Here is a 3657-nt window from a genome sequence, read left to right on the forward strand (position 1 = left end):
GCGGCAAGGACGTCTACATCACCACCGAGGTCGGCCAACATCAGATGTGGGCGGCGCAGTTCTTCGGCTTCGAGGAGCCGCACCGCTGGATGACGTCCGGTGGGCTCGGCACCATGGGCTACGGCCTGCCGGCGGCGATCGGCGTGCAGATCGCCCATCCGAACAGCCTCGTCATCGACATTGGCGGCGACGCCTCGGTGCAGATGACGATCCAGGAGATGTCGACCGCAGTCCAGCACGAATTGCCGATCAAGGTGTTCATCCTGAACAACCAGTACATGGGCATGGTGCGGCAATGGCAGCAGCTCCTGCACGGCAACCGGCTGTCGCATTCCTACACCGAGGCGATGCCGGATTTCGTCAAGCTCGCCGAGGCCTATGGCTGCGTCGGGCTGCGCGCGATCAAGCCGGCCGATCTCGACGGCGCGATCCGCGAGATGATCAAGGTCAAGCGGCCCGTGCTGTTCGACTGCCGGGTCGCGGCGTTGGAAAACTGCTTCCCGATGATCCCCTCGGGGAAGGCGCACAACGAGATGCTGCTGCCGGAGCAGGCCAATGACGAGGCCACCGCGACCGCCTTCGCCGGCGGCAAGGCGCTGGTGTGAATTGGTGCGGTCATGAAGCAGCAGCGACGAGCACGCTCTCTCCTCACCTCTCCCCGCTTGCGGGGAGAGGCGCAGGCCGCCTACCGGCGGCCGTTCCAAAGAGGACGCCGAAGCGAAGCTTCGGCTATGTCGCATCGTAGATGCGATCCGGGTGAGGGGGACTCTCAGCGGATCCGTCTTTCACCGTCCTCGCTGAAGCAGCCCCTCACCCCAACCCTCTCAGAGCGAGCTTTGCTCGTCTCGCCCCCGCAAAGGGCGGGGAGAGGGAGTGCACCTCTTTCGGAACAGCCAGCATGAACCAGCCCGCATCCGCCTATTTCATCGAGGACCGCCACGATCCGAACGAGACGCACACGCTCACGGTGCTGGTGCAGAACGAGCCCGGCGTGCTCGCGCGCGTGATCGGGCTGTTCTCCGGCCGCGGCTACAACATCGAGAGCCTCACGGTCTCGGAGACCGAGAGCAAGAAGCATCTCTCCCGCATCACCATCGTCACCACGGGCACGCCGATGGTGATCGAGCAGATCAAGCACCAGCTCGACCGCATGGTGCCGGTCTACCAGGTCGTCGACATGACCCAGGCCGGCCGCTCGATCGAGCGGGAGCTTGCGATGGTGAAGGTGCGCGGCACCGGCGAGCACCGGGTCGAGGCGCTGCGGATGGCCGATGCTTTCCGGGCGCGGGTGATCGACGCCACGATCGAGAGCTTGGTGTTCGAGATCACAGGCAATACCGGCAAGATCAACCAGTTTGTCGATCTGATGCGCCCGCTCGGCCTGGTCGAGGTCTCCCGCACCGGCGTCGCCGCGATCGGGCGCGGGCCCGAGGGGATGCAGAGCCATGCTGGCACGTGACTGGTATTATAACGAGCGGCGACAGGTCGGGATCGACCGTGCAGTGGCCTCGATCTGCGGCCCCAGTGACGACAATGACGTGCGCGCCCGCGCGGCGCTGACCCGGCTCGGCGTCAAGCCGGGCTGGCGCGTCGCCGACATCGGCTGCGGCAACGGCGTGCTCGCCACCGAGGCGGCGCTGCTCGGTGCCCAGGTCGATGCCGTCGACATCTCGCCGGCCATGCTGGCGCTGGCCGACGTCTATGCGCGCGACCGCCGCGCTGCGATTCGCACCCAGTCGGCGGGACTCTTGAGCTTCGCCTACGCGCCCAGTTCCTACGACCTGATCGTCAGCGAGTTCACGCTGCACCATCTGCCGGATTTCTGGAAGGCGGTGGCGCTGGCGCGCATCCATGGCGCGCTGAAGCCCGGCGCCAATTTCTATCTGCGCGACATCGTCTTCGTCAGGATGCCCGACGGCAGCGAGCGCGACGTCGAGCAATGGGCGGACTTCCACGTCAAGAACCACGATTTCGAGCGCGACAGCGTGGTCACCCACATGCGCGACGAATATTCCACCTTCGGCTGGGTGATCGAGCGCATGCTCACCGAGGTGGGCTTCATCCTCGAGCAGGCCGACTATCACGCGCCGCTGCACGGCACCTATCTGCTGCGCAAGCCGGACAAGCAGGGCTGATGACGTGATAGCTGGTTCGCCTGTCCACCACAGAGGCGGTCCGCTCCCTCTCCTGCGCTCGTCCGCGTTCGCCAAGGCTTCGGCGGACGAGTGCGGGAGAGGTTAGGAGCCGCGAATGAAGCCCGCCGACATTTGCCTCGCCGTTCTCGTGGCGGTGATCTGGGGACTTGCCTTCGTGGCGAGCCGGATCGCGCTCGACGAATTGCCGCCCGCGCTGATGACGGCGCTGCGCTTCGCCATCGCCGGCGCGCCGTGCCTGTTCGTACGCAAGCCGAAAATCTCCTGGCCGCGCCTGATCGCGATCAGCCTCACGCTGTTCCTCGGCCAGTTCCTGGCGCAGTCCTACGGCATCGCGGGCGGCGTGCCGGTCGGCCTCGCCAGCGTCATCGTGCAGAGCCAGGCGCTGTTCACGATCGCGCTCGCCGCGCTGATCCTCGGCGAGCGCCCGACACGACCGCAGGTCGCAGGCATCGCCATCGCGGCGATCGGGCTTCTCATGATCTGTGGCACCGTCGGCTATGACTTCCCGATTTCGGCCTTCGCCGTGCTGATGATCTCGCCGGTCAGCTTCGCGATCGGCAATCTCCTGCTGCGGCAGGCGCGGGACGTGCCGATGTTCGACCTGTTCGCCTGGCTGTGCCTGACCGCGGCCGTGCCGCTGCTGGCGCTCGCGATCATGACCGACGGCGCAGCGCCGACCTGGCACGCGCTGACCGGCCTGTCGCTCACCGGAATAGCCTGCATGCTCTTCGTCGGCGGCATCTCGACCTGTTTTGCCTACTGGCTGTGGGGCCGGCTGTTGCGCGACCATCCGGCCGCGCAGGTCGTGCCGTTCGCGCTGCTGGTGCCGTTCGTCGGCTCGGCGGCGTCGAGCGTGGTGTTTCACGAGACGTTCGGGTCGCTGCGGCTCGCCGGCATGCTCACCGTGGTCGGCGGCATCGGCGTGATGCTGCTGGCACGGCGCCCGCAGGCCATTCCCGTGATCGCGGAGTGACGCAGCACATGCGAGAAGAGGGTTTCCCCTGAACACCAAATGCTCTAGACAGCGCCGGAAATTTTGTCCCCGCAACTACGCCGATCGATCGGCGGCCAACGAAAAAGGAAACAACAAATGCGAGTTTACTACGATCGCGACGCCGACCTGAACCTGATCAAGGGCAAGAAGGTCGCCATCATCGGCTATGGCGCCCAGGGCCATGCGCACGCGCTGAACCTGAAGGATTCCGGCGTCAAGGACGTGTGGATCGCGCTGCGCAAGGGCTCGGCCTCGGCCAAGAAGGCGGAAGCCGCGGGCTTCAAGGTGGTCGAGGTGGCGGAGGCCGCCAAATGGGCCGACCTCGTGATGATGCTGACCCCCGACGAATTGCAGGGCGATATCTACCGCGAGCATCTGCACGAGAACATGAAGAAGGGCGCCGCGCTGGTGTTCGCGCACGGGCTCAACGTGCACTTCAATCTGCTCGACCCGCGCGCCGATCTCGACGTGCTGATGATCGCGCCGAAGGGGCCGGGCCACACCGTG

5 protein-coding genes are annotated in these 3657 nt (G+C 66.1%); all 5 read left to right on the forward strand.

From position 1 onward, the window contains the following. On the forward strand, positions 1-605 hold a 605-nt coding region (locus JOY90_RS14980), incomplete at its 5' end, for a thiamine pyrophosphate-dependent enzyme (RefSeq protein WP_291691896.1). Positions 606-898: 293 nt separating this feature from the next. After that, entirely contained in the window at positions 899-1459 is a 561-nt protein-coding gene (gene ilvN, locus JOY90_RS14985) for an acetolactate synthase small subunit (protein ID WP_291691897.1), read from the forward strand. After that, positions 1446-2135 carry a class I SAM-dependent methyltransferase gene (locus JOY90_RS14990; RefSeq protein ID WP_291691898.1) on the forward strand — a complete coding sequence of 230 codons (690 nt, stop codon included), beginning with the start codon at positions 1446-1448 and terminating at the stop codon, positions 2133-2135. Before ilvN ends, JOY90_RS14990 begins: the two co-directional genes overlap by 14 nt. 115 nt (positions 2136-2250) lie before the next feature. Beyond that, the gene (locus tag JOY90_RS14995; protein ID WP_291691899.1) at positions 2251-3129 is read left to right on the forward strand and encodes an EamA family transporter; all 879 of its coding nucleotides are present in this window, start codon (positions 2251-2253) and stop codon (positions 3127-3129) included. Positions 3130-3216: 87 nt separating this feature from the next. Beyond that, on the forward strand, positions 3217-3657 hold a 441-nt coding region (locus JOY90_RS15000; RefSeq protein WP_291691900.1), incomplete at its 3' end, for an NAD(P)-dependent oxidoreductase.

It is taken from the genome of Bradyrhizobium sp., from assembly GCF_019242285.1.
In the GTDB taxonomy this organism is placed as follows: Bacteria; Pseudomonadota; Alphaproteobacteria; order Rhizobiales; family Xanthobacteraceae; genus Bradyrhizobium.

Coding starts and splice junctions, on each gene's coding strand:
- JOY90_RS14995 (WP_291691899.1), top strand. CDS start 2,251: ATGAAGCCCGCCGACATTTGCCTCGCCGTTCTCGTGGCGGTGATCTGG.
- ilvN (WP_291691897.1), top strand. CDS start 899: ATGAACCAGCCCGCATCCGCCTATTTCATCGAGGACCGCCACGATCCG.
- JOY90_RS14990 (WP_291691898.1), top strand. CDS start 1,446: ATGCTGGCACGTGACTGGTATTATAACGAGCGGCGACAGGTCGGGATC.